We start from the raw sequence: 25,379 nt of genomic DNA, 5'->3' as shown, positions 1-25,379 counted from the left end.
AGGATGGCCCCCTCTTTCCCCCATGCCCCATTGCTGATCGTCGAGGACGACCCCGCCATCCTCGAGCTGCTCGAAGAGGAGCTCGAGGATGCCGGCTACGACACCCTCGCCGCGGCCAGCGCCGAAGACGCTCTCGCCACTCTCAGCCACAGCGATGTCGCGCTGGTGATCAGCGACGTCCGCTTGCCGGGCATCAGCGGGCTGCAGTTGCTCCAGCAGCTGCGTACCGACGGCAGCGATCTCGGTTTCATCGTGATCACTGCCTTCGGCACCATCGATCAGGCCGTGGAATCGCTCAAGATGGGAGCCGACGACTTCCTGACCAAGCCTCTGGACCTGGAAGGCGTGCGCGAGGCCGTGTTCCGCGTGCTCGAGCACCGCCGCCTGGCCGAGCGGTTCGACCGGCCGGCGCGCGATGAAGGCTTCCACGGGATCATCGGCGACAGCGAACCGATGCACGCCCTGTTCCGCGATGCCACCCGGCTGGCCAGGAGCGAGGCCCCCATCCTGATTCTCGGCGAAAGCGGCACCGGCAAGGAGCTGCTGGCTCGCGCCATCCATGCCGAAAGCCCGCGAGCCGAAGGGCCGTTCGTGGCGGTCAACTGTGCCAGCATTCCGGGCGAACTGATGGAAAGCGAGTTCTTCGGCCATCGCAAGGGCGCCTTTACCGGCGCCACGGATAACCGTCAGGGGCTTTTCCAGACCGCCCGTGGCGGCAGCCTGTTTCTCGACGAAATCGGCGAGATGTCGCCCAACCTGCAGGCCAAGCTGCTGCGCGCCCTGCAGGAAAAGAGCGTCAAGGCCGTCGGTGCGGAAACCGAAGAGACCATCGACGTGCGAATCATCGCCGCCACCCACCGCGACCTGGAGCGCGAGATCGAGGTCGGCCACTTCCGCAGCGACCTCTTCTTTCGCCTGGAAACCTTCTCGCTGCGCATTCCCCCGCTGCGCGAACGCCCCGGCGACATCGAGCGACTGGTATCGGCATTGATCGCCAAACACGCCGCTGCCCAGGAGAAGCGTGTCGAACGCATCGAGCCCGCCGCCCTTCAGACGCTGCTCGACTATCCCTACCCCGGCAACGTGCGCGAGCTGGAAAATGCGGTGATGCGCGCCGTGACGCTGGCCGAAGCGGGAGAGCTGAGTCATGCCGACCTGCCCGAGCGGCTGCGCCAACGCCAAGAGACGCAACGCCGCCACGCCCCGAGCGGCACTTCCCAAGCCACTCGGTCCGAGCAAGGCAACTGGCCCAGCCTCGAGGAAGTGGAAAAGCGCTACATTCAGAAAGTGCTGGATGCCACGGGCGGCAACAAACGCAAGACGGCGGACATCCTGGGCATCGCTCGGCGCACCCTCTATCGGCGCCTTGAAGAGGAGTGATGCCGCGCCGACATCGCCGCCAGGCAACAACCGCAAAAAACGCCCCCGAGAGTCGGGGGCGAAGGCCGCTGCTTAACCGCCAGACGCAGCAAGGGGAACGAGTGGACGGCCGGGAACGGACAGCGGCAGGGCAGGGAATCGCGACGTCCCGACATGGCGCCAATGTGTCTACCAGCCGTCGTCCTGCGACTCGTCTTCCCAGTCATCGCCGGCAGCCTCGCTCTCCGGTGCCTGCTGGGTCGGGTCGCTGCCCGGTTCCGAGGCGCCCGGCATGGCCTCGGTACCGCTGCCGAAACCAGGCTCGTCGGACGCATCGGGTGCCGGGGCTTCGGGGTCCGCGTCGGGCAGCGGCTCCGCAGCCGGGTCTGCCGGCGCCGTCGGATCCGCTGGCTGCTGCTGGGTGGCACCCGGCTCGGTGTCCACACCATCCTGCTGGCCCATGGCCAGGGGGCTGGCCATCAAGCCCATCACCATTCCGAGAGTGCCGGCTCGCTTGAGCAGTGCCGGTAATGTCATCATGTCTCTCCTCGTCTCTCGTGACTGCGGGAGCGTTCGAATCGACGGAATTCAACGCATCGGCCCCATGGCCGAGGTCAAAAACCGCTTTCCTCATCCTGACTTTGGGGAGCGGACATGGCATCATCCTGCCCACCATTACCACCCATGGACTCCCCCTGGTTCCCCCCGTCGGGCTCTTGGGCCGGCTCCTCCATGGGCGGCATTGCGTCATCATCGTTGCCGCAACCGCTGATCCCCAGCACACCCAGCGACAGCAGAGCAACGCATGCCCAGGCCGGCCAACGCCGCTGGGCAACGTTTCGTAAGCGAAGGTTGGCATCCACGACATAGCCTCCTTATCGAGCCGTTGGCGTTCACCAATGCCAGGCAGGCAACGTGCCAATTTCGCCAATCATTCAAAAAACGATTTAAATTCAATTATTTAAAAAATTCTAAAACGCCGATTCACCATCGCCGGACGGTCGAATGCGTGGTGAAAACTGACACATGCGCCATCAGTGACATGCCGCAGGTCGCCGCGTTTTATTTGAATGATCGTTCAAAAACCACTAGGGTATACCCCCTCTCGAGCCATCAACGATATAGCGTGCCAAACTAGGCAGCGGCAATTCGATCCGACAAGGGACCTGCGCGTACCCCTCGTCGAGACAGGGGCTGACAAAAGGCATAGCCAATGAGCGATAACCGCAACGTCAAAATTCGGGTTCGCAACCTGAGCAAGGTCTTCGGCAACCAGCCGAAGAAAGCGCTCGAACTGCGCGACCAGGGGCTCAAGCGCCCCGAAATTTTGGAGAAGACCGGCCAGACGCTGGGCCTGTCCAATATCGACTTCGACGTCCATGAAGGCGAGCTGCTGGTCATCATGGGGCTTTCCGGGTCCGGCAAGTCGACCCTGATTCGCTGCCTCAACCGGCTGATCGAGCCCAGTGAAGGCGAGATCGTCATCGACGGCGAAAACATTCCCGAGCTGGGCGAGAAGGCACTGCTCGAATGTCGTCGCCGCCACTTCTCCATGGTGTTCCAGAATTTCGCCCTCTTCCCCCACCGCACCGTGCAGCAGAACACCGAGTTCGGTCTCGAGGTTCGCGGCATCGACAAGGAGGAACGGGAACGCGTCGCCCGCGAGTCCCTCAAGCAGGTGGGCCTGGACGGCTGGGAAGACGCCTTCCCCAACCAGCTCTCCGGTGGCATGCAGCAGCGCGTGGGCCTGGCTCGGGCACTGGCCAACGATGCCAGCGTGCTGCTGATGGACGAGGCCTTCTCGGCGCTCGACCCGCTGATCCGCGGCGACATGCAGCAGGAGTTGCTGGAACTGCAGAACAGGATGCAGAAGACGACGGTGTTCATCACCCATGACCTGGACGAGGCACTGACCATCGGCGATCGCATCGTGCTGCTCAAGGATGGCGAGGTGGTGCAGATCGGCACCCCCGAGGAGATCCTCACCAAGCCGGCCGACGACTACGTGCGCCGCTTCATCGAAGGCGTCGACAAGTCGCGCATCCTCACCGCCGAGAGCGCCATGCGCAAGGTGCGTTCCACGGTGCGCGACTCGGACGGCCCGCGTACGGCGCTGCGCAAGATGCGCGAACACAGTATCGATTCCATCTACATCACGGGCCGCGACCGTCACCTGGTCGGACTCATCACAGCGGAGGCCGCCAGCCAGGCGTTGGAACAGGGCAAGGAGAAAGTCACCGACGCCATGACGCACGACTTCCGTAGCGTGGGACCGGCCGAGCCGCTGCACAATCTCTTCGCCATGTTCCACGACAACAGCTTCCCGATTGCGATCGTCGACGAAAGCGAGCGGCTGCTCGGCGTAGTGGTCAAGGGCGCCGTGCTCGACGAGCTGGCACAGGCCGCCGAGACCCCGCAAACCACCGACGAGTCCGAAGCGACCGCACCGGCAGGAGAGGCATGATGGCTATCGAATTTCCCCGCATTCCGCTGGGCCAGTGGATCGAAGGCGGCCTCGACTGGCTGACCAGCGAATACTCTCTCGTCACCCGTGGCATCTCGCGGGTCACTCAGACCGGTATCAACGGTCTCAACGAAGCCTTGATGTGGCTGCCCGAGTGGGCCTTGCTAGCGATCATTGCCGGCCTGTGCTGGAAGCTCGCCAACCTCCGCCTGGCCATCGGCGCCGTGGCCGGCTTGCTGCTGATCTGGAACATGGGCCTGTGGGAGCCGATGATCGAGACCCTCACCCTGGTGGTGATCGCCACGTTCGTGGCCGTGGTCATAGCCCTGCCGGTGGGCATTGCAGCGGCGCTTTCCGAACGGCTCTATCGCGGCATCATGCCGGTACTCGACTTCATGCAGACCATGCCGGCCTTCGTCTATCTGATTCCGGCGATCCCGTTCTTCGGCATCGGCTCCGTGTCGGCCATCTTCGCCACGGTGATCTTCTCCATGCCGCCGGCAATACGCTTCACCACCCTGGGCATCCGCCAAGTGCCGGTGGAACTGATCGAGGCCGCCGACGCCTATGGCGCCACGCGTGGCCAGAAGTTGTTCAAGGTACAGCTGCCGCTGTCACTGCCCACGGTGATGGCCGGCATCAACCAGACCATCATGCTGGCGCTCTCCATGGTGGTGATCGCCGCCATGATCGGCGCCGACGGTCTGGGCAGCGAAGTCTGGCGTGCCATTCAGCGGCTGCGTCCGGGCGACGGCTTCGAGGCAGGCATCGCCGTGGTGATTTTGGCCATGCTGCTCGACCGCCTGACCCAGTCGCTGCGCAAGCAGCGCAAGACTTGATCCAAGCCACATACGGGCACAACCCTGTATCGCATTGGTAACACCCCTTGCATCCGCGCCACGCTGGCGCCATGGTGGAAGGGTTGTACGCAAAGGGAGGAACACCAATGAACAAGCAACTGCTTAACCGCCGCATTCGTCTCGCCAGCCTGGCGCTGGTCGCTGGCGCCGGCCTCGCCGCCGGCACGGCCCAGGCCCAGGACAAGGGCAGCGTCCATCTCGCCTACGTCGAGTGGTCTTCCGAAGTGGCTTCCACCAACGTGGTGCGCGCCGTGCTCGAGCAGCAGGGCTTCGACGTGGAGATGACTTCGCTCTCTGCCGCCGCCATGTGGCAGGCCGTGGCCACCGGCGATGCCGATGCCATCGTCGCCGCCTGGCTGCCCACCACCCACGCCGACTACATCGACCGCGTGGGCGACGACGTCAATGACCTGGGCGTCAACCTCGACGGCACCAAGCTCGGCCTGGTGGTACCCGCCTACAGCGACGTCGATTCCATCGCCGACCTCAACGACCACGCCGACGATTTCAACGGCGAAATCATCGGCATCGATCCGGGCGCCGGCCTGATGGGCCTCACCGAGGACGTCATCGAGGAATACGATCTCGACCTGGCCCTGCGCAGCGGCAGCGGTGCCACCATGACCGCCGCTCTGGAGAGCGCGATCAAGAACGAGGAAGACGTCGTGGTCACCGGCTGGACCCCGCACTGGAAATTCGCCCGCTGGGATCTCAAGTATCTCGAGGATCCGGAGAACGTCTACGGCGGTGCCGAGCAGATCCACACCATCGCCCGCCAAGGTCTCGCAGAGGACATGCCGGAGGCCCATGCCATCCTGGACGCCTTCGAGTGGACCCCGGAGCAGATGGGCGAAGTCATGCTCATGAACCAGGAAGAGGGTTCCGACCCCTACGAGAACGCCAAGCAGTGGGTCGAGGACAACCAGGACGTGGTGCAGGAGTGGATCGACGGCTAAGCGTTATCTGGCAGTCGTACCTGCAACGCAAGCGGGGAGGCCATTCGGTCTCCCCGCTTGCGTTAAGAAGCGGCTTCGCTCAGCCGGGAGTGACGCCACGCAGCCGCTCGCCGCGACGTCGCAGCAGTTCCAGCGTGGTGAGCAACAGCATGGAGAGCAGCACCAGCAGCGTCGCCACGGCCAGGATGGTCGGGCTGATCTGCTCGCGAATGCCCGACCACATCTGGATCGGCATGGTGCGCTGCTCCGGGCCGGCGATGAACAGCACCACCACCACTTCATCGAACGAGGTGATGAAGGCGAACAGCGCCCCCGACACCACCCCCGGCGTCACTAGCGGCAGCACCACCTTGAAGAAAGTGCGCGTGGGATTGGCGCCCAGACTGTGGGCGGCACGAATCAGGGTGGTGTCGAAGCTCGACAGGGTGGCGGTGACCGTGATCACCACGAAGGGGATGCCCAGCGCGGTGTGGGCGAGAACGACCCCCAGGTATGTCTGCGCCAGGTTGATCTTGGAGAAGAAGAAGAACATCGCCGCAGCGGAGATGATCAGCGGCACGATCATCGGCGAGATCAGCAGCGCCATGACCGCTCCGCGCGCCGGCATGTGACGGCTGGAGAGTCCCAGTGCCGCCACCGTACCCAGCACGGTGGCCAGCAGCGTCGAAGCGATCCCGATGATGAAGCTGTTCTTGATCGCCCCGAGCCATGCGCTGGAGGTGAAGAAGTCCTGGTACCAGCGCAGCGAATAACCCGCCGGATCGAGGGTCAACATCTCTTCGCTGAAGGTGAAGTAGGGCTGGGCGTTGAACGACAACGGCACGATCACCAGCAGCGGCCCCACCAGGAACAGGAAGACCAGGGCACAGATGCCGAGGAAGACAGTATGCCAAATGCGTTCGCCACGGGTGGCATAGGAAGGAATGGCCATCGGTTTACCCCAGCTTGACCTTGTCGACGCCAATCAGGCGATTGAAGACCAGATAGAAGACGATCACCACGAACAGCAGGATCGAGGCTATCGCCGCGGCCAGGCCCCAGTTGAGCGAGGTCTGCATGTGATAGGCGATGTAGTTGGTGATGAAGCGTCCCGACTGACCGCCCACCAGCGCCGGTGTGATGTAGTAGCCGATCGCCAGGATGAAGACCAGGATGCCGCCCGCCGCGATCCCGGGAATGGTCAGTGGGAAATAGACGCGCCGAAAGCTCAGGAAGGGCTTGCCGCCCAACGAGCGCGCCGCACGCATGTAGCTCGGCGGGATGGTCTTCATCACCGAGTAGAGCGGCAGAATCATGAACGGCAGCAGAATGTGCGTCATCGCCACGATGGTGCCGATCTTGTTGTGGATCATCTGCCAGCGCGCCTCGTCGGCGATCACGCCGACGGCCACCATCATGTCGTTGAGCACGCCCTGAGACTGCAGGATGGCGATCCAGGTGGTAGTGCGCACCAAAAGCGACGTCCAGAACGGCAGCAATACCAGGATCATCAACAGGTTGGATTGGCGCAGCGGCAGCGTCGCCAACAAGTAGGCGATGGGATAACCCAGCAGCAGCGTCAGCCCGGTGATCACCGCGCTCATCCAGAAGGTTCGCCAGAACAGCGCGACATGAATCTCCAGATGCTCGGGCACCTTGACGATCTCGCCCTCGGGGCTGAGCTGCCGGTCCACCGCCGCCAGATAGTAGGAGAGCGTGTAGGGTGACGCCTCCCTGTCGATCAGCCTCCAGGTGCCGAGCTCGCCCCAGGTATCGTTGATCTCGATCAGCGCTTCCCGGTAGGGCGGCTCGATGTTGCGCAGACGCCGCGCCGTGCGGCTGATCGTCGAGCGCATGCCCGACTTCTCGTAGTTGAGTCGGCTCGACAACAGCCCCAGGTTGCGCGCCTCCTGCCCTTCGCGCAGGTCTTCCACCAAAGCAGCGAATACCGGCTCTTCCGGCAACGACTCGCCGTCCCAGCCCTGCAGGGCGTCGACGGTGCGTGACAGATGGGTGGAGACTTCGGGATTGTCGACGCTGCGCCACAGCATATCGAAGATCGGCATGGCGAAAGCGACGATCAGAAACGCCAGCAGCGGCGACACCAGCAGCAGTGCCTTGAGCTTCGAACGGCGTACGGCACGGCGTAGGCTCACCTTCAGCGGTACGCCGTCGGCGGTTGTCAGTGGTTCTGAAGACGAATGGGACACGCAGGCCTCTCCATCGAACGGAACGGCAATCGGGCTATGGGAGGGGCTGCCACCCGGCCCGGCCGGGTGGCAGCAAGGCCTTACTGGGCCAGCCAGGCGTCGAAGCGCTGGGTCAGCTCGTCGTTGTAGTCGGCCCAGAACTCGTCATCCTTGGGAATGGCGGTGGCGAAGTTGGGCCCGTAGGTCGGCATGTGGGGCTCCATCTCGATGCCGGTCTCGGCATGGGTCGAGACGAATTCCGCCGAAGACTTGCGCGCCGGCCCGTATGAGATGTACTTGGCTTGATCGGCCAACCGCTGGGTGTCGGTGGCGAAGTAGAGGTAGTCCTTCACCTTGTCGAGCTTGCCGGTGGGCACGACCCAGCCATCGAGTTCGAATACCTGGGCATCCCAGATGATTTCGAAAGGCTGATCCTCGGTGACCATGGCGTTGAAGATACGGCCGTTGTAGGCAGAGCCGAAGGCCACTTCCTCGTCGGCGAGCAGCTGCGGCGGCTGGGCACCCTCTTCCCACCAGATGACTTCGTCCTTGATGGTATCGAGCTTGGCGAAGGCGCGCTGGATGCCCTCCTCCGTCTCGAGTACGTCGTAGACGTCTTCCGGTGCCACGCCATCCGCCACCAGCGCCCACTCGAGGTTGTTGATCGGCTTGCGCATCAGGGTTCGCTTGCCGGGATAGTTCTCAAGGTCGAAGACGTCTTCGATGCTGCTCGGCTGATTATCCTCCGGGAACATCTCGGTGTTGAAAGCGACGATGTTGGAGTAGACGATCGAGGCCACGAAGCACTCACCCAGTGCGCCATCGACGAAGTCTTCGCTGGGCGGCGTACCGTCCGGGGCATCGGCGAGCAGTTCGTCATGATCCAGGGGCTCGATGAGGCCCTCGGCACAGGCGATCATGGCATCCGCCGGCAGCATGTCGACGAGATCCCAGGTGACGTTGCCGGCCTGACTCTGGGCGCGCAGGCCGGCCAATGCATTGCCGCTGCGGTCGATGTTGACGATCTCGTCCCCGGTCTTTTCCATCCACGGCTTATCGTAGGCCTCATGCTGACTCATGCTGTAGGCACCGCCCCAGGAGACGATGTTCAACGTCTCGGCCTGCGCCGCGGTCGACAGCCCCATGACGCTCATGCCGGCCACAGCGACGGCCGTGCTCAGGGTTCCCTTGCGAAATGAACGAAGTGATGAATTCATGGAATTCTCCATTGTTGTTGTTACTGCAGTCGTTTGCGGTGGTATCGCCCATCGGCGTTGCAGCCCGTCCGGGCCGCGTCGGTGGCCGGCGCCGCACTCGAGCGTCGCCGGCTGCACTCGTATCCCCTGCGCCAGGTTTCGTCAGGCATCCAGAGCGCGGCAATCCTGCCACGTCCAGCCCACGGTGACCGACTGTCCCGGTCGCAACGAGGGATGTCCTTCGGCATTCGGGGTCTTGATGATGAATTCGTCGTTGCCGCACAGTTCGAGCCGTGTGCGCAAGTGATCCCCCAGGTAGATCACTTCCTGCACGGTCCCCGTGAAGCAGTTGTCGAAACGCTCGTTGTCGGCGTCGCCCGCTGCCAGGAGCGCGACTCGCTCCGGACGCAGCGATAGCGTGGTGCGCGTACCGATACCGCCCACCGCGACCGGTTTGGCGACGACACGCTCTCCGCTGTCGAGCGCGACCTCGCAACGCTCGCCGAGATGTTCCACTACCTCGCCCATCAGGCGGTTGTTCTCACCGATGAAGCTGGCCACGAACGCATTCTCCGGCGATTCGTAGAGCGTCTCCGGGGTGGCCAACTGCTGCACCACGCCATCGTTGAACACGGCGATGCGATCCGACATGGTCAGTGCTTCGGTCTGGTCGTGGGTCACGTAGATCATGGTCACGCCGAGGCTGGCGTGAATGCGCTTGATCTCGTACTGCATCTCCTCGCGCAGGTTCTTGTCCAGGGCGCCGAGCGGCTCGTCCATCAGCACCAGTTCGGGTTCGAAGACCAGCGCGCGCGCCAAGGCCACCCGCTGCTGCTGACCACCGGAAAGCTGCGCCGGGCGACGGTTGCCGAAGCCCTCCAAGCGCACCATGCCCAGCGCCCGTTCGACATGACGATCGATCTCGGCCTTGGAGAGATGACGCACCTCCAGCGGAAAGGCGAGATTCTCGGCCACGGTCATGTGGGGGAACAGCGCATAGTTCTGGAACACCATGCCGATGCCGCGCTTGTGGGGCGGCAAGCCGTTGATGGGCTGATCCTTGAGCAGGATGTCGCCGTGGGTCGGCGTCTCGAAACCGGCCATCATCATCAGGCAGGTGGTCTTCCCCGACCCCGAGGGACCGAGCAGGGTGACGAATTCGCCACGCTGGATATCGAGATTGAACCCTTTCACGACCAGCTCAACGCCGTCGTAACTCTTCTGGACGTCGATGAAACGGGCAAAGCAGATGTCGGCTTCTTGGGAAGACGCCGCGGGGGCGTCGGGGACGGCACTTTCGTTCATGCAGGATTCCTGTTGACGGCCAGGCGCTGCGAGCGTCGTTCCCCTGCGCAATGCGCTCAGGCCGCTTTGTCTTGTTCTAATTCAACGAAATCGACAGTAGTCTGGTTGGCCAGTGCCTCGCAATCCCTGCAGGGTCGAACTAGCGTTGAATGACGAGTCCACAACCGCTCGTAAAGTCGGCTAAGTGGCCCCTCGTTTCCACGATCGGGAGAACACCATGTCGAACCGGCCCAGCGCAGCCGAGACCGTCGTCATCGGCGCGGGTATCGTCGGCCTATCCACCGCCTGGGCGCTGCTCGAACGAGGGTACGATGTCACCGTGCTGGATCCTGGACCGCCGGGGGGCGAAGCCTCCTCGGGCAATGCCGCCACGCTCGCCAGTTATGCCGTGGAGCCGCTGGCTCACCCCGGCCTGCTCGCCCAGCTACCGGCGCTGCTGCTGTCGCCCTCCTCGCCCTTCCATCTGCGCTGTCGCCATCTGCCGCGTCTCGCCCCCTGGCTGTGGCGCTTTCTCGCCGCGGCCACTCCGTCACGCGCGGCTGCCGCAACCCAGACCCTGTATCAGTTGCTGGCTTCCGCCATGGACGACTGGCAGGCATTGCACGCCACTCTGGGCGCCGACACGGAAGCCACCGCACTGCATCAACGCGGCGCCCTGACGTTCTTTCGTCAGCGCCGCCACTGGCGAGCCGAGCGCGCCGCCTACACCGCCCGCGAACGCTTGGGGATTCCGCAACGCTACCTGAACGCCGGAGAGGTCGCGGAGCTGGAGCCCGCCCTGGCAGGCGTGGCCCAGGGCGGCGTGCATTTTCTGGCCGCCGGCCATCTCGCCGACCCTCAGGCCCTGGCCACACGCCTGGCCCAGCGGCTGGCGGAGCGCGGCGTCGATTTCCACACGGCACGGGTCACCGGCCTGGCCCGCGCCGCAGGGCGAGTGTGCATCGACAGCGACTTGGGCAGCTGGCAGGCCGAACACGCCATCGTCGCGGCTGGCGCCTGGTCGGCCACGCTGGCCCGCTGCGCCGGCGACCACATTCCTCTCGAGGTCGAACGCGGCTATCACCTGGAATTTCCCGATGTGGCGCCACCGTTGTCACGGCCTTGCAACCCCGCGGAAAACGCCTTTTACATGACCCCACTGGCCGGGCGGCTGCGCATCGCCGGCACCGTCGAACTCGGCCACCCCCGCGATCCGGCCAACCCGCGCCGCCTGGCCTATCTGCGCCGTCACGGCGAGGCGCTCCTTGGACCTCTCGGCCCAGCCAGCCACGAGTGGCTGGGACTGAGACCGTCGTTGCCGGATTCGCTGCCGGTGATCGGACCCGCCCGCCTCCCGGGCGTCACCTACGCCTTCGGCCACGGCCACCTGGGACTGACCCTGGCGCCGACTACCGGTCGGCTGGTTGCGGAAAGCCTGGCGGGCAAGTCGCCCAACTGGCTGGAGGCTTGCCACCCTCAGCGGTTCACACGCTAACCACCGGTGGTAAAAGGAGAAAAGTCGGCCTACGCTGTCGGCGTAACGGTGCGATTCCTGTATCATCGCGTTACAGCGCCTTCCAAGGCGGGAAAGCGTTGACGCCACCACTGGCGTGGATCGACGAGCTCGCCAGACTAAGATGAAGGGGCCGGCCCGCTTCGGGCCGTCTCTCGTTTCTCAGTATGCAAGGAGACGCAGACATGTACCGCAAGATCATGGTGCCAATCGATCTGGCACATCTCGACGTGCTCGAGCCATCCCTGGCCACCGTGGCCGATCTGGCTCGCCATTACGACGCGGAAATCTGCTATGTCGGCGTCACGGCGACTCAGCCCGGCAGCGTGGCCCGCACACCGGAAGAGTACCAGCAGAAGCTGGATGCCTTCGCCGACGAACGCGCCAAGGTGCACGGCCAGCCGGTGAGCACGCGCACCATCACCAGCCCCGACCCGGTCGCCGATCTCGACGACCTGTTGATCGACGCCATCGACGACGTCGGCGCTGATTTGGTGGTCATGCCGACCCATCCGCCCAAGCACCTCGACGTGCTGATGCCCTCGCACGGCGGCAAGGTCGCAACCCACACCGACGTGTCGGTATTTCTGGTTCGACCGGCGAAACAGTGAATCGCCGGCTAAGTGCGAAAGCCCCTGAACACGGCATCCTGACGAACTGAAGGGAGAACGTTCCATGGAAAAGAATCCCCAAGACGAAGGGCCTCAAGAGCAGCCTTCGGAAGGCATCCCAGCTCCGGAGGGACCGGCCAACCTGATCGATACCGACTACGTGATCGGTCAGGACAACATCACCGCCAGTCCCATGGGCATCAATCTCGACCTGCACGGCAAGGTATTCACCTTCTCCTCGCTGGTGATCCTGTTCTTCGTGATCTTGACGCTGGCCATGCAGGATCAGATGGAGCCCATCTTCAACAGCATGTTCAGCTTCCTCACCACCAACATGGGCTGGTTTTTCCTGCTTGGTGCCAACGTCTTCGTGATCCTGGCACTGGTGCTGATCTTCACGCCCATGGGCAGGGTGCGCATCGGTGGTGCCAACGCAACGCCTGACTTCGGCTACGCCGGCTGGTTCGCCATGCTGTTCGCCGCCGGCATGGGCATCGGCCTGATGTTCTACGGCGTCTCGGAGCCGCTGGGGCACTACGGCACTGCCATGGGCGGTATCAGCATGGGCGAGGATGGCCTGCGCACTGACTGGGCCCCTCTGGGGGGTGCCGAAGGTGACCAGGCCGGCGCCATTAGCTTGAGCATGGCCGCCACCATCTTCCACTGGGGCCTGCATCCCTGGGGTGCCTACGCCATCGTTGGCCTGTCGCTGGCGATTTTCGCCTTCAACAAGGGTCTGCCGCTGACCATGCGCTCGATCTTCTACCCCATCCTGGGGGAGCGCGTCTGGGGCTGGCCGGGGCACGTCATCGACATCCTGGCCGTCTTCGCCACCCTGTTCGGCCTGACCACATCCCTGGGCATCGGAGCCACCCAGGCCGCCGGGGGCCTCGAATACCTGTTCGGAATCCCATCTGGCGACACCACCTTGGTGCTGCTGATCCTGGGCATCACCCTGGTAGCGCTGGGCTCGATCATGCTGGGTGTCGACAAGGGCGTACAGCGGCTGTCGCAGCTCAATATGGCACTCGCCCTGCTACTGCTGCTGTTCGTCATCTTCGTCGGCCCCACGCTGATGATAGCCACTGGCGTGATCGAGAACTTGATCGGCTACGTGACGCACCTGCCGGCACTCTCCAATCCCTTCGGGCGCGAGGACGCCAACTTCAGCCAGGGCTGGACGGCCTTCTACTGGGCCTGGTGGATCGCCTGGTCGCCCTTCGTGGGCATGTTCATCGCCCGGGTCAGCCGCGGCCGCACCGTCCGTGAATTCCTGACCGCCGTACTGGTAGTACCGACTCTGGCCTCAGTGGTGTGGATGACCGCCTTCGGCACCACTGCCATCGACCAAGTGGTCAGCTCCGGCATCACCGAGGTGCAGGACGCAGCTCTGGAGTTGCAACTCTTCACCATGCTCGAGTACCTGCCGTTGACGGCCATCACTTCCTTCGTCGGCATCGTGCTGGTGATCGTATTCTTCATCACCTCGTCGGACTCCGGCTCACTGGTGATCGACTCCATCACCGCCGGCGGCAAGGTCGATGCCCCCAAACCGCAGCGTATCTTCTGGGCGCTGATCGAGGGAGCGCTGGCCATCGCGCTGTTGCTCGGCGGCGGCCTAGCCGCATTGCAGACGGCAGCATTGACCACCGGCCTGCCCTTCACGCTGGTGTTGCTAGTGGGCTGCTACGCCATCGTCAAGGGGCTGATGAGCGAACCGCGCGCCTGACGCCCGCCATCCACGGCGATCCACGCCAGGCGGCCATGAGGCCGCCTGGCTTTTTTTCGCCTTCCTCATTCTTCGGCATGATGCCCATCGGCAGGCGTTCTACCCATTCTGCTACGACTCTCGGCAGCCGCACTGGCAGGGTGATGCCGCTTCGGGCATAGTTCCACGACACCGCCGCCCGAACGGAAAGGAGCCCCCCAGCGCCGATGAAGGCCCCCGAAGACGCCTTTCGCCAGCTCGCCGATGGGTTAGGCAAGGCCGGCCTGCCCCAGCACCTAGAACGGCTCGCCGAACAACTCGCGTATTGGGACAGCGTCACCGGTCTGGCCAACCGCCGCCACTTCATGGAGCGCCTTGACGACGCCTGCCATCAGGCAGACCGAGCCGGAGGCTCGCTCGGTCTGCTGTATCTCGACCTGCACCGCTTTCGGCAGATCAACGAGAGCCAGGGCCATGAGTGCGGTGACCGCTTGCTGGCCGCAGTCGCCGGGCGTTTCACCGACGTCGTCGCCGACGACGAATTCATCGCCCGGCTGGGCGGTGACGAGTTCGCCGTGCTGTGCGAGTCCACCAGCCGAATCCACCTCGAGGACGCCGTGGCCCGCTACCGGCAAAGCCTGGAGCCGCCCATATCCCTGGACGAGGGGCACTTTAGCCTTTCGCTCAGTGCCGGCGTGGCGCGCTTTCCAAAGGACGCCGACGATGCCGCTGCGCTGTTCCAGCACGCCAGCATCGCGCTCAACCATGCCAAGCGCGGCGGGAGTCGCACGCGCTTTTTCAGCAGTGCCATGGCCGAGGCCATGCGCGAGAGAGAGCGTCTGCAATCGCGCTTCATCGAAGCCCTGCATCACGAGCGCCTGACGCTGCACTTCCAGCCCCAGTTCAGCCTGGAGAGCGGCGAGCTTATCGGCGCTGAAGCACTCTGCCGCTGGCACGACGAACTGCTGGGCTGGGTAAGCCCCGCAGAGTTCGTCCCCCTGGCGGAGAGCCAGGGGCTGGCCAGCATCCTGGGAGACTGGGTGCTGGAGTCTGCCTGCCATCAGCTCCAACGCTGGGACCAGCAAGGAACGCCCTTTCCGGGCAGGCTATGCGTGAACGTCTCGGCCCAGCAGATGGACGACTCCCAACTCGCCAGCCACGTGCAGCAACTGGCGACCCGTATGCGCCCGGGCCTGCTGGGGCTCGAACTCACCGAAAGCGGCCTGATACGAGACCCGGAACGCGCGGTGGGCATCACCCGCACCCTCTGCGGGGCCGGCATCGGCATGGCGATCGACGACTTCGGCACCGGCTACTCGTCGCTCACCTATCTGAAACGGTTTGCCGCCGATACCCTGAAGATCGACATGTCCTTCGTGCACGACATGCTCAAGAGCAGCCACGACCATGCCATCGTGGCCACCATCATCGCCATGGCCCACACGCTGGGCATGCAGACGGTGGCCGAGGGGGTGGAAAGCGCCGAACAAGCCGCTGCATTGCGGGCCCTGGGATGTAGCGGCGTACAGGGCTTCCATTTCGGCCGCCCCGTGGATGCCAACACCTTTGCCACATGCTGGCTGACGCAGAATGCTTCCATCCGTTGAGACGGGCAGCCCTGCCTGCTTGACGCGTCTTGCACCCGACGGGCGCATCGCGCGAATCTGCCCTCACCCGCAATGATGCCAAGCCGGTTCGAACTCAGGAGGCAGATGCCGACGACCCGTGCTGGGCACTGACACGGTTGCGCCCCTGGCATTTGGCGGCATACATGGCTCGGTCGGCGCGTACCATCAACGTATCCAGCGACAGCTCGGGCTCGCTCGCCGCCACGCCGAAACTGGCGGTCACGCGGCCGGCCTCGGGAAATTCGTCGTGCTCGATGTGCTGCCGGATCCGCTCGGCCAGCTCCAGCGCCCCTTGCTGCGTCGTCTCGGGAGCCAGAATCAAGAACTCCTCGCCTCCCCAGCGGCCCAGACGGTCCGTCTCGCGGAGCTGCTCGCGGACTCGCTCCCCCAGGTCGTGCAATACGCTATCGCCCACGGCATGCCCGAAGCGATCGTTGACCGACTTGAAATGGTCGATATCGAGAAGGATCAAGGCGTAACGGGTGCCATGACGACGATGCAGGGCATCGGCCTCGCGCAGCAGCTTCTGCAGGCGATCGCGATTGTAGAGCCCGGTCAGGGCGTCGTGGCTGGCACGATACTCCAGCTCCTGGCGCGCCTGGATGCGCTCGTTGATGTCGCGCCAAACGGTATGCACGACCTCACGCCCGCCGATGGGAATCATCGTCAGTTGCACTTCCAGCCAGGTCGGCTTGCCGCTGTGGGTCAGGTGAACCCATTCGAAGCGACACGTCCCGGTTTCGCGAACCTGGCGGATCCACTCGACGGCCAGCTCCCAGGAAGCGCGACCATCGGGCTGACGAGGTGGCGAAATCTCGGCGGGATGTCGCTGCAGCAGCTGATGCCTGTCGGGATAGCCCAGCAGCTCAGCGGCGGCGGCATTGCAGTCGATGAAGCGTTCGCCATCCAGCAGCAGGATGCCGTCGGCGCTGCGCTCGAAGAGCGCACGATAGGTTCGGTGGCTTTCGGCCAGCTGCGACTGCGCCTGGCGCAGTGCGGTCAGTTCGACGAACAGGCTCAGGATCAGCTCGCCGTGGCAGACGGCATGTACCAGGAAGATCCGGGTCTCGCCATCCTTGCAGCGAATGGGTGCCTCCAGCGGCTCGACCTCGCCCGACCCCCGGGCAGCCTGCTCCAGGCGTTGACGCCACAGCGCGGCCAGGCGTTCGCGCTCCTCGTCCTCCGGGTAGGCGAGCGGCCACCAGTGATCGGCATCGGGAATCTCGTCGGCGCGATAGCCGATGCGCTGCCGAAACTGGCGGTTTAACAGCACGACCCGCTTGTCGTCTCCCTGGGTGAGCAGCAAAGGCACCGGTGCCCGCTCCAGCAGTTGCCACAGCGTTGCATGATCGAGCCCCTGACTCTGGCGACCCTGATCGTTCGCAGCCATGCACACCCCCGTCATTTGCCCCTGGCAGCCAGTATGCCTGCCTCGACCGTTTGGGGCGAGACAGCACGTCAACTCCACAGCTCGCCGATGGGCGTCTCACGGCGATAATGGGTGGCGATCTGTGCCTGGAGCAGTTCCGCAGTGGCCAGCGCATCGATCAGGGCATGGTGCCCCTGGTAAGCCGGCAAACCGTAACGCAGCCGACTGTCATGCAGCCGAATCGACACCGGCGGACGGCGCATCCAGCGGCGAAAGCGCGCCCAGGGCGACAAGCGATGGCGACGCGCCTCCAGCGACATGGTGTCGATCACCGGAAAGCGCAGCCCCTCCCCCAGGCGGGCCTTCACGGCGCCGTCGAGAAAAGGGCGCTCGATATGGCGAAAGTGCACCACCGCCAACCGTCCGGCCATCGAATCGAGAAGGTCGGGCAGGATACGCTCCAGGTCCGGTGCCTCGGCCACTTCCGAATGGGTGATGTGGTGGAAAGTGACCGATTGGCTGGAAAGCGGCCGCGGGGGACGTACCACCCAGTAACGACGCTCGGCCAGGCGCACGCGCGACAAGTTGAAGGGCACCACACCGATGCTGACGATGGCGTGACGGCGTGCATCGAGCCCCGTGGTTTCCATATCGAGGGCCACCATTTCCACCTCACCGATGGCCGTATCGGCAGGTGGCACGCCCGCGGCGAAATAGCGCGCCAGCAGCGGCGAGCGCGAGCCGGCGGCGCGCTGTGCCAGATACTCCGGCCAGCCGGGCGCGTCAGCTGGGGACGGGCGGCGCAGGTTCGGCATGAGGCACCTGTCAACGCGAACGAGAGGGCATCGGGTAACGATACTTGAGGAACTTCTGAGCGTTGCTCAGCACCTGGAAGGCGTCCTTGAGGTTGTGGCGTTCGGTGTCGGCGACGTTCTCGGGCTCGATGTTGTTGTCCGGCTCACGATTCTGCTGAATGTCGATGACCTGATGGCGAATCCGCGACATGGCGATCAGCTCCAGGGCGTAGCGCAACTTGTCGCCGACGCCCGGTGCCAGCAACTGAGTGTTGGCGATGTCGTCGAGACGATCGAAGCTGTTCTGGGCACGCGAGCCACAGGCCAGGGCATGCACCCGGATCAGGTCGATCAATGGCGCCGTGCCGCGCCGCTTGAGGTTGATCGAGTTATTGTGCTTGCCATCCTTTTCCATCACGAAGGTCCGGAAGAACCCCAGCGGCGGCGTGCGGTTCAGGGCATTGCGCGCCATGGCCGCCAGGAACAGCGGACTCTTGGCCGCCTTGCCGGCCACCAGGTCCTGCAGTTGCTCGACGTAGTCTTCCTCGCCGTAGACGCTGTCCAGGTCGAAGAAGATCGAGCTGTGCAGTAGCCGCTCGGGCGTCGGATCGTCGATCCAGTCACGGAAGTAGTTCCGCCACACCGACAGCGGCTGACGCCACTTGGCGTTAGTGGCCATCACCTCGCCCTTGCAGTAGGTATAGCCACAGGCGTGCAAACCGTCGCTGACCCGCTGCGCCAACGCCAGAAAGTAGGCGTCGTGGCGCTCGGGGTCAAAATCATCGGAAAGCACCAGAGCATTATCCTGATCGGTGACGATGGACTGCTCGTTGCGCGCCATGGAGCCATTGGCCATGAAACAGTAAGGCACCGGCGGCGGTCCCAACTCCTGCTCGGCCAATTCCAGCAGGCGTCGCGTGAAACTGCGCCCGATGGTCGACAGCGCACTGCCGACCATCAACGAGTTGGCGCCCTCCTCCACCATGCGCACGAAGGCGGCCCGCACGTCGGGCGCCAGCTTGGCGAGCCCGGCCGCGCTCGACTGATTGAAGATGTTGCTGACCAGATAGAGGCTCGAATGGGTCTCGTAGCGGATGATGTCGGAAAGGTGCACGATACCCACCGGCCGCCGCCGATACAGCACCGGCAGGTGATGGATGTTGTTGCGCAGCATGGTGAGCATCGCTTCGTGAACCGATTCGTCGGACTGGATGGTGATCGGCGGCTTGCCCACCAGCCGGCCCACCGGCGTGTCGGGCGGCAGACCCTCGGCCACCACTCGGGTGCGGAAGTCACTGTCGGTGAGGATGCCGCACATCTCCCAGACCCGCTCCTGGCTGTCGGTGAAGCTGTAGCGAGGCCGTTGACCGGCAGCATCCAGCACCAGTGCTGCCGAGGCCTGCGCTTCGCCGATCTGACGGGCCGCCTCCTGCACCGTGGTGGTGGACTCGACCATCACCGGATAGCGCGTCAACAGCTTGCGCACCCGGGTGATCATCATGTCGTTGGACTTCTTCTGATCTTCCACCGCCGCCTCGAGCCGCGGTCGGCCGAGTTCGACGAAATCGGCGAAATGCTCGTCGGCCTCGCACAGCCGGCGAAATACCGCTTCGGGGATGAAATAAATCAGGGTGTCTTCCAGCGCCGTGGCCGGAAAGCGCGCACGATGGTTCCGCAGCAGGCTGAAGTGACCGAAGATGTCGCCTTCGCCCAGCCGGTTGTAGAGGTCGCCGTTGCGCCGGTAGACCTCCGCGGCCCCGCTGCGAATGTAGCAGAGGTCGTGGACTTCCTGATCCAGGGTGAGAATGGGCGTTCCCGCCTTGAAATAGCCCACTTCGACATGCCCGGCCACGTCGTCCAGCAGCTCGTCGGAGAGGCTGTCGAAGGGAGGGAATTGCGCCATGTGCTGGCGAATTTCCAGTAGTTCCACGTCCATGCGTCCACTCCACGACCGTTTCGACCCGAATGGCTATCAGTGTGTTGGCGCACCCCGAGGCTGTAAAGTCTCGATCGGCCAGACACAGCGAAGGCCACCCCGGGGGGGTGGCCTTCGCGACGCTCGGCGAGTGGCCTACGTCAGTTCATGATTCGCTGGCCATTTCCTGAACCCGCTGCATCATTTCGGGGTCCTGCTGGATGGCCTGACCGATGGCATTGAAGGTATCCACGTCGAGACCGCTATCCTCGACCACCTCGACCATCTTGTCGTTGGCTTCCATGCGCACTTCCTGCTGAGCCTGTTCGTCCTCGGCCTCCTGCAGGCGCTCGGTGTAATCCTGGGAGATGACGGCGATCTCCTGAGATGCGTCGGCGAACTGCTGAAGCTGCTCGTCGGAGAAATCCTCGGCAGTGGCCTGCGGCTGCTGCGTCGCTGACGGATCCTGAGCCGGATCCTGTGACTGGTCCTGGGCATGAGCCTGAGCGCTCATGAGTCCGGCAGTGAGCAAGGCAGCTGAGAACAGTGCAGTCATCCGTGGCATGAATACCTCCAAGGGTTGCGTGTGTATGTGCGTCCCTGTGACGGCGCTCCCAGGGCAGGGTTCATATTTTTTGAGTAACCGAATGTAACCATCTTTCGCACCTCATCCCCTTTTGCCTGCGGCGGGAACCCAGTATGGTCGACGTTTCGCTGCGACCGGAACCCTTCTGAGGCCATGCCACTACCGTCCCTCTCTTCCTTCTCCCCCAGCCGACTCTGGCTCGCCAGCATGCCCGTGCTCTTCGTAGCCCTGTGGAGTACCGGCTTCATCGGCGCCAAGTTCGGCCTGCCCCATGCCGAACCCTTCACCTTTCTGTTCGTGCGCTTCGTGCTGACGCTGGCCTTGCTGCTGCCCCTGACCGCGCTGCTCAAGGTCGACTGGCCCCGCGGCCTGCGGTTGTGGGGCCACATCGGCGTCTCGGGACTGCTGGTGCACGGCGCTTATCTGGGTGGCGTGTTCTACGGCATACAACTCGGCATGCCGGCGGGACTCGCCGCACTGCTGGTGGGACTGCAGCCACTGCTGACCGCCGGCCTGGCCCGCCCCTTGCTGGGCGAGCGCCTCGTCCCGTTGCAATGGGCCGGACTGGCATTGGGGCTGACCGGCATCACCCTGGTGCTGGGCAGCAAGCTCGACCCTGGCGGAGCGCTGTTCCAGGGCTTCGGCCTGGGCGCCCTGACCAGCGTCATGGTGGCGCTCGTCGGCATCTCGCTGGGCACTCTCTACCAGAAGCGCTACTGCACGGGCATGCCGCTGCTCACCGGCACGGCCGTGCAGTACCTGGCTGCGGGCATTGTGCTGGGCCTCGGGGCACTGCTCTTCGAAGAGCGCGACATCGAGTGGACGCCGACCTTCATGCTCACCTTGCTGTGGCTGGTGCTGGTACTGTCGATCAGCGCCATTCTGCTGCTGATGGCACTGATCAAGCGCGGCGAGGCCTCGCGCGTGGCCAGCCTGTTCTACCTGGTGCCGCCGGTGACAGCGCTGGAAGCGTGGTGGCTGTTCGACGAGCGCCTGCCGATGGTCGGCCTTCTCGGCATGGCGGTGACCATTGCAGGAGTGGTGCTGGTGGCGCGCGGCCGACGCACTAGTCAGTAAGCCGCTCCAGGTAGCCGGCTCCACCGAGGTTGCGCATCTGCTGGCGAATCCAGAGGCTGCGGCGTTCCACGTAGGGGCTGGGCCGGGCCGCATTCCAGCCGCGCGGGTTGGGCAGGACCGCGGCCAGCCGGCTGGCCTGCACCTCGCTGAGCCGGTCGGCCGATACGCCGAAGTAGTGCTGCGCCGCAGCCTCCAGACCGAAGACACCGCTGTCCCATTCGACGATGTTGAGGTAGACCTCGAGTACGCGCTGCTTGGGCCACAACGTCTCGATGAGCAGGGTGAACCAGGCCTCCAATCCCTTGCGCACCCAACTGCGACCGGTCCACAGGAAGAGGTTCTTGGCGGTCTGCTGGCTGATGGTACTGGCGCCCCGCAGGCGCGCACCGTCACGGCTCGCGCTCCAGGCCCGGCGCAGCTCGACCAGATCGAACCCATGGTGATCGGGAAAACGCTGATCTTCGGCGGCGATGACGGCCAGCTTGGCATGGCCGGAAAGCGTCTCCCAAGGGCGCCACTGGTGACGGATCGGCAGCGCCTCGCCAGCCAGCCAGGCCTGCACCTTGCGCTCCACCATGACCATGGAGCCGTAGGCCGGCACTTCGCGCAGCAGCAACACCAGCAACAGCGAGAGCACCGCGAAACCGGCCACGACCAGCGCCGCCCCCTTGAGCAGGCGCCGCAGCAGCGCACGAGGAAGACGCCGAACCGCACCCATCACGAGTCGTCCGACCCGGCGGAATCCGGGTTCCGCCAGGCCTGCGACGGGTACTCAGCGCTTGGTGAGATGCTCGGCATGGTAACGCAGGTGATCCTCGATGAAGCTGGCAATGAAGAAGTAGCTGTGATCATACCCCGGCTGGCGACGCAGCGTCAGCGGATGATCGTGCTCGGCACACACCGCTTCGAGCCGCTCGGGACATAGCTGCTCTTCGAGAAAATCGTCGGCCTCGCCCTGGTCGATGAACAGCCGCTGGCTGGAGGCGCCCTTGGCTACCAGCTCACAGGCATCGTACTGGGTCCAGGCGCCAGGATCGTCGCCCAGGTACTCGGTGAAGGCCTTTCTGCCCCACGGGCACTGGGTCGGGTTGACGACCGGCGCGAAGGCCGACACCGAACGATAGTGACCGGGGCGTCGCAGCGCCATCACCAGGGCCCCATGCCCTCCCATCGAGTGACCGCTGATCGCCTCGCGGCCGTTCACGGGAAAATGCTGGCGAACCACCGAGGGCAACTCCTCCGTCACGTAATCGTACATGCGGTAGTGACGTCTCCAGGGTTCGCGCATCGCATTGACGTAGAAGCCGGCTCCCGACCCCAGGTCGTAGCTGTCATGCTCGCCCGGCAGGTCGGTGCCGCGCGGACTGGTATCGGGACACAGAATGGCGATGCCCAGCTCGGCAGCCAGGCGATGGGCCCCCGCCTTCTGCATGAAGTTCTCGTCGGTGCAGGTCAGCCCGGAGAGCCACCACAACAGCGGCACCCGCTCCGTTTCGGCCTGCGGCGGCAAGTAGATGGCGAACACCATCTCGCAGTCCAGCGCCCGGGAACGATGGCGATAGCGCTTGTGCCAACCGCCGAAGCTCTTGTTGGACGATACCAGCTCGAGGTTTTCCGTCATGGTCATGGGGCAGTCTCCCGGGTGGCCGGTGCTAGCCGGCCACCCTGATCGAGTATCGAAAGCAACGCCGGACAACCGGCGCCAGGCGCTCAGTAGTGAAGAACGGTGCGAATGCTCTTGCCGGCATGCAGCAGATCGAAGGCCTCATTGATCTGCTCGAAGGGCAGGTCGTGGGTGATGAAGTCGTCGATGTTGATTTCGCCGGCCATGTACTGATCCACGTAGCCGGGCAGCTGCGAGCGCCCCTTGACGCCACCGAAGGCCGACCCTTTCCACACCCGACCGGTGACCAGTTGGAACGGCCGCGTACTGATCTCCTCGCCGGCCCCGGCCACGCCGATGATCACCGACTCGCCCCAGCCCTTGTGGCAGCACTCCAGGGCCTGGCGCATGACGTTGACGTTGCCGATGCACTCGAAGGAATAGTCGACCCCGCCGTCGGTCAGGTCGACGATCACCTGCTGAATGGGATCACCGTAGTCGTTGGGATTGACGAAATCGGTGGCGCCGAACTGCTCGGCGAGCGCGAACTTGTCGGGATTGACGTCGATGGCGATGATGCGGCCCGCCTTGGCCATCACCGCCCCCTGGATCACCGCCAGGCCGATGGCCCCCAGGCCGAATACCGCCACGGTCGAGCCCGGTTCCACCTTGGCGGTGTTCATCACCGCGCCGATGCCGGTGGTCACACCACAGCCGAGCAGGCAGATCTTGTCCAGTGGGGCCTGCGGGGAAACCACTGCCAGCGACACCTCGGGCAGCACGGTGTATTCGCTGAAGGTGGAACACCCCATGTAGTGGTGCAGCGACCGGCCCTCCAGCGAAAAGCGCGACGTGCCGTCGGGCATCACCCCTTTTCCCTGGGTAGCGCGCACCGCCCCGCACAGGTTGGTCTTGCCGGAGAGACAGAACTTGCACTGGCCGCACTCGGCCGTATACAGCGGAATGACATGGTCGCCGGGCCTGACGCTGGTGACGCCCTCGCCGACCTCCTCGACCACACCGGCGCCTTCGTGCCCCAGCACCGCCGGAAAATTGCCTTCCGGATCGGCACCGGAGAGCGTGTAGGCATCGGTATGACAAACGCTGGTGGCGGCGATGCGCACCAGCACTTCACCGGCCTTGGGGCCTTCCACGTCGATCTCGGTGAGCGTGAGCGGCTGGCCTGCTTCCAGCGCAATGGCGGCGCGTGACTTCATGACGACCTCCTCGTCGATGGCATGTCTCGTATGGACTGTCAGTCTAGGCGACCTTGCCAGCACGACGAAACTGAAACAGACTCACGACATTATTTCCGCTGAGCAACAATCCAACTCGGAGATGCCATGTCCCGCTGGGATGGAATCGAAGCCTTCGTGGAAGTGGTACGTCTCGGCACCTTCGCCGCTGCAGCCCGCCGACTCCAGGTCTCCAACTCCCACGTCAGCCGCCAGGTCGCCCAGCTCGAGCAGCAGCTCGGCCTGCCCTTGCTGTATCGCACCACGCGCCAGATCCGCCTCACCGATGCCGGCGAGAGCTACTACGCTCGGTGCCGGACGCTTCTGGACGGCTTCCGGGACGCCGAGTCCACCCTCCAGGAGCGGCAGAACCGCCCCCATGGCGTGCTGCGCCTGAGCTCGGCCACCACCTTCGGCGAGCGTTTCATCGCCCCCCTGGTCAACGACTTCCTATGCCTGCATCCACAGCTGGAAATGCGTCTGCACCTCACCAATCGCCAGGTGGACATCATCGACGAGGGCTACGATATCGCCATCCGCATGGGCACCCTGCAGGACTCCTCGCTGGTCGCACGACGACTCGGCGAGCGCCGCGAGTTCGTAGTGGCCGCTCCCGACTACTTCTCCCGCGTTTCCCAACCCCACGCCCTGGCCGAGCTGGCCCACCACCGCTGCCTGGTGGGTACGCGAGAACTGTGGCGTTTCGACGTCGAGGGAGTGCATCGCGACGTGCGCGTCCATGGGACCTGGCAGGCCAATTCGGGCTCGGCGCTGCTGGATGCGGCGCTCAAGGGCCTGGGGCTCGCCCAGCTCCCCGACTACTATGTGGCCCCCTACCTCGCCCGAGGCGAACTGCTCTCGGTGCTCGATGCCTTCCAGTGCCGCGACACCGGCGTCTGGGCGGTGATGCCACAGCACCGGCAGCACGCCCCCAAGGTGCGCCAGTTCGTCGACTTCCTGGTCGAGCACCTGCCAGTGCGGCTTGCAGAGGCCACCGCTGGCTCCCCACCCTGAGCCGCGCCCATGAAAAAGGCGCCCCGCAGGGCGCCCGTC

The 25,379-nt window shown here is 64.4% G+C and carries 23 protein-coding genes; 10 read left to right on the top strand and 13 right to left on the bottom strand.

The window, feature by feature from the left end; genetic code table 11:
- Positions 1-3 precede the first annotated feature (3 nt).
- Positions 4-1,380, top strand: a complete 1,377-nt coding sequence (locus GFD32_RS15745) for a sigma-54-dependent transcriptional regulator (protein WP_163577571.1) — start codon at positions 4-6, stop codon at positions 1,378-1,380.
- A gap of 168 nt (positions 1,381-1,548) precedes the next feature.
- Here the strand turns inward: GFD32_RS15745 and GFD32_RS15740 are convergent, their stop codons facing one another.
- Positions 1,549-1,899, bottom strand: a complete 351-nt coding sequence (locus GFD32_RS15740) for a hypothetical protein (protein ID WP_163577536.1) — start codon at positions 1,897-1,899, stop codon at positions 1,549-1,551.
- A gap of 74 nt (positions 1,900-1,973) precedes the next feature.
- On the bottom strand, positions 1,974-2,222 hold the full coding sequence (locus GFD32_RS15735) for a hypothetical protein (RefSeq protein ID WP_163577535.1): 249 nt from the start codon (positions 2,220-2,222) through the stop codon (positions 1,974-1,976).
- A 350-nt stretch (positions 2,223-2,572) separates the two neighbouring features.
- On the opposite strand from GFD32_RS15735, the gene GFD32_RS15730 reads away from it, so the two are divergent.
- The 3 genes from GFD32_RS15730 to GFD32_RS15720 all read left to right on the top strand — a co-directional run bounded on the left by GFD32_RS15730 (position 2,573) and on the right by GFD32_RS15720 (position 5,639).
- Positions 2,573-3,823 carry a quaternary amine ABC transporter ATP-binding protein gene (locus GFD32_RS15730; protein WP_163577534.1) on the top strand — a complete coding sequence of 417 codons (1,251 nt, stop codon included), beginning with the start codon at positions 2,573-2,575 and terminating at the stop codon, positions 3,821-3,823.
- 5 nt (positions 3,824-3,828) lie between these two features.
- Entirely contained in the window at positions 3,829-4,662 is an 834-nt protein-coding gene (locus GFD32_RS15725; protein ID WP_163577570.1) for an ABC transporter permease, read from the top strand.
- A 107-nt stretch (positions 4,663-4,769) separates the two neighbouring features.
- Positions 4,770-5,639, top strand: coding sequence for a glycine betaine ABC transporter substrate-binding protein (locus GFD32_RS15720; protein ID WP_163577533.1), 870 nt, complete (start codon positions 4,770-4,772; stop codon positions 5,637-5,639).
- A gap of 79 nt (positions 5,640-5,718) precedes the next feature.
- On the opposite strand, the gene GFD32_RS15715 is transcribed toward GFD32_RS15720, so the two are convergent.
- From GFD32_RS15715 to GFD32_RS15700, 4 genes are all read right to left on the bottom strand, one after another.
- The gene (locus GFD32_RS15715) at positions 5,719-6,570 is read right to left on the bottom strand and encodes an ABC transporter permease (RefSeq protein ID WP_163577532.1); all 852 of its coding nucleotides are present in this window, start codon (positions 6,568-6,570) and stop codon (positions 5,719-5,721) included.
- Between the two features lie 4 nt (positions 6,571-6,574).
- A complete protein-coding gene (locus tag GFD32_RS15710) occupies positions 6,575-7,828 on the bottom strand; it encodes an ABC transporter permease (RefSeq protein WP_163577531.1) in 1,254 nt (417 codons plus the stop codon).
- 80 nt (positions 7,829-7,908) lie between these two features.
- Complete coding sequence (locus GFD32_RS15705) at positions 7,909-9,024, bottom strand: extracellular solute-binding protein (RefSeq protein WP_163577530.1); 1,116 nt, start codon at positions 9,022-9,024, stop codon at positions 7,909-7,911.
- Positions 9,025-9,165: 141 nt separating this feature from the next.
- Positions 9,166-10,308 (bottom strand): ABC transporter ATP-binding protein, encoded by a 1,143-nt coding sequence (locus GFD32_RS15700; RefSeq protein WP_163577529.1) that lies wholly within the window; start codon positions 10,306-10,308, stop codon positions 9,166-9,168.
- Positions 10,309-10,525: 217 nt separating this feature from the next.
- Between GFD32_RS15700 and GFD32_RS15695 the strand changes: the two genes are divergently transcribed.
- From GFD32_RS15695 to GFD32_RS15680, 4 genes are all read left to right on the top strand, one after another.
- The gene (locus GFD32_RS15695; protein ID WP_163577528.1) at positions 10,526-11,782 is read left to right on the top strand and encodes an NAD(P)/FAD-dependent oxidoreductase; all 1,257 of its coding nucleotides are present in this window, start codon (positions 10,526-10,528) and stop codon (positions 11,780-11,782) included.
- 203 nt (positions 11,783-11,985) lie between these two features.
- Positions 11,986-12,411 (top strand): universal stress protein, encoded by a 426-nt coding sequence (locus GFD32_RS15690; protein ID WP_163577527.1) that lies wholly within the window; start codon positions 11,986-11,988, stop codon positions 12,409-12,411.
- 64 nt (positions 12,412-12,475) lie between these two features.
- Entirely contained in the window at positions 12,476-14,140 is a 1,665-nt protein-coding gene (locus tag GFD32_RS15685) for a BCCT family transporter (protein WP_163577526.1), read from the top strand.
- 206 nt (positions 14,141-14,346) lie between these two features.
- Positions 14,347-15,726, top strand: coding sequence for a putative bifunctional diguanylate cyclase/phosphodiesterase (locus GFD32_RS15680; protein WP_163577525.1), 1,380 nt, complete (start codon positions 14,347-14,349; stop codon positions 15,724-15,726).
- 94 nt (positions 15,727-15,820) lie between these two features.
- Here GFD32_RS15680 and GFD32_RS15675 read toward each other — a convergent pair whose 3' ends face one another.
- The 4 genes from GFD32_RS15675 to GFD32_RS15660 all read right to left on the bottom strand — a co-directional run bounded on the left by GFD32_RS15675 (position 15,821) and on the right by GFD32_RS15660 (position 20,390).
- Entirely contained in the window at positions 15,821-17,137 is a 1,317-nt protein-coding gene (locus tag GFD32_RS15675) for a sensor domain-containing diguanylate cyclase (RefSeq protein ID WP_163577524.1), read from the bottom strand.
- A gap of 68 nt (positions 17,138-17,205) precedes the next feature.
- Complete coding sequence (locus GFD32_RS15670; RefSeq protein ID WP_163577523.1) at positions 17,206-17,931, bottom strand: 3'-5' exonuclease; 726 nt, start codon at positions 17,929-17,931, stop codon at positions 17,206-17,208.
- A 10-nt stretch (positions 17,932-17,941) separates the two neighbouring features.
- Entirely contained in the window at positions 17,942-19,846 is a 1,905-nt protein-coding gene (locus tag GFD32_RS15665; RefSeq protein WP_163577522.1) for a DUF294 nucleotidyltransferase-like domain-containing protein, read from the bottom strand.
- Between the two features lie 145 nt (positions 19,847-19,991).
- On the bottom strand, positions 19,992-20,390 hold the full coding sequence (locus GFD32_RS15660) for a DUF4168 domain-containing protein (protein ID WP_163577521.1): 399 nt from the start codon (positions 20,388-20,390) through the stop codon (positions 19,992-19,994).
- A 174-nt stretch (positions 20,391-20,564) separates the two neighbouring features.
- On the opposite strand from GFD32_RS15660, the gene GFD32_RS15655 reads away from it, so the two are divergent.
- Positions 20,565-21,488: a DMT family transporter gene (locus tag GFD32_RS15655; RefSeq protein WP_163577520.1), complete on the top strand. Its 924-nt coding sequence runs from the start codon at positions 20,565-20,567 to the stop codon at positions 21,486-21,488.
- Here the strand turns inward: GFD32_RS15655 and mtgA are convergent.
- From mtgA to GFD32_RS15640, 3 genes are all read right to left on the bottom strand, one after another.
- Complete coding sequence (gene mtgA / locus GFD32_RS15650) at positions 21,478-22,206, bottom strand: monofunctional biosynthetic peptidoglycan transglycosylase (protein WP_163577569.1); 729 nt, start codon at positions 22,204-22,206, stop codon at positions 21,478-21,480. The genes GFD32_RS15655 and mtgA overlap by 11 nt on opposite strands.
- A gap of 54 nt (positions 22,207-22,260) precedes the next feature.
- Positions 22,261-23,115: an S-formylglutathione hydrolase gene (fghA, locus tag GFD32_RS15645; protein ID WP_163577519.1), complete on the bottom strand. Its 855-nt coding sequence runs from the start codon at positions 23,113-23,115 to the stop codon at positions 22,261-22,263.
- 83 nt (positions 23,116-23,198) lie between these two features.
- Positions 23,199-24,308, bottom strand: coding sequence for an S-(hydroxymethyl)glutathione dehydrogenase/class III alcohol dehydrogenase (locus tag GFD32_RS15640; RefSeq protein WP_163577518.1), 1,110 nt, complete (start codon positions 24,306-24,308; stop codon positions 23,199-23,201).
- A gap of 126 nt (positions 24,309-24,434) precedes the next feature.
- Between GFD32_RS15640 and GFD32_RS15635 the strand changes: the two genes are divergently transcribed.
- Complete coding sequence (locus GFD32_RS15635; protein ID WP_163577517.1) at positions 24,435-25,340, top strand: LysR family transcriptional regulator; 906 nt, start codon at positions 24,435-24,437, stop codon at positions 25,338-25,340.
- The last annotated feature ends 39 nt before the right edge of the window (positions 25,341-25,379 follow it).

The sequence above is a fragment of the Halomonas faecis genome, from assembly GCF_010993975.1.
Classification (GTDB): Bacteria; Pseudomonadota; Gammaproteobacteria; order Pseudomonadales; family Halomonadaceae; genus Halomonas; species Halomonas faecis.
This window is presented reverse-complemented; position numbering and strand designations above follow the sequence as displayed.